1 protein-coding gene is annotated in these 595 nt (G+C 58.0%); it reads right to left on the reverse strand.

Features of this window, described 5'->3' with window-relative positions; genetic code table 11:
* Positions 1-416: 416 nt before the first annotated feature.
* Positions 417-590 carry a TraB/GumN family protein gene (locus JaAD80_RS29855; protein WP_308410664.1) on the reverse strand — a complete coding sequence of 58 codons (174 nt, stop codon included), beginning with the start codon at positions 588-590 and terminating at the stop codon, positions 417-419.
* Positions 591-595 lie beyond the last annotated feature (5 nt).

A 595-nucleotide genomic window follows, 5' to 3' on the forward strand; every position in this document is an offset into this window, starting at 1 on the left:
GTACTGTCTTCGTCTCGGCGCCTTGCCCTGAACACTTTTCATCTACTCTGCCGTCATCTCCCCATGGTAAAACTGTCCATGGCAGCGTTGTCCTTCCTCGCCGACCATGCGTACTGTCTTCGTCAGTCCGCCTTGCCCTGAACACTTTTCCATCTGCTCTGCCGTTATCTCCCCGTAATTCAAATGTCCATGGCTGCGTTGCCTCGCCTCGCCGACCATGCGTACTGTCTTCGTCTCGGCGCCTTGCCCTGAACACTTTTCATCTACTCTGCCGTTATCTCCCCATGGTAAAACTGTCCATGGCAGCGTTGTCCTTCCTCGCCGACCATTCGTACTGTCTTCGTCAGTCCACCTTGTCCTGAAGACTTTTCCAGCTGCTCTGCCGCCGGTTGTTGCGCGGCTGAGCTAGCGCTACCCTAATACACCCGCTCGACCTTCAAGCCCTTCTGGCGCAACAGCTCAGGCACGCTTTTCGTTCCCACCAGGTGCAGCACGCCGATGGCGGCCAGGCTGGACTTTTCGCGCGACAGCAGGCTGGCGATGCCGTCGGCCAGGGCGGGATTGCGGCCATCGAGCAACACCTTTTGCACGAACT

Source organism: Janthinobacterium sp. AD80 (genome assembly GCF_002878455.1).
In the GTDB taxonomy this organism is placed as follows: Bacteria; Pseudomonadota; Gammaproteobacteria; order Burkholderiales; family Burkholderiaceae_D; genus Janthinobacterium.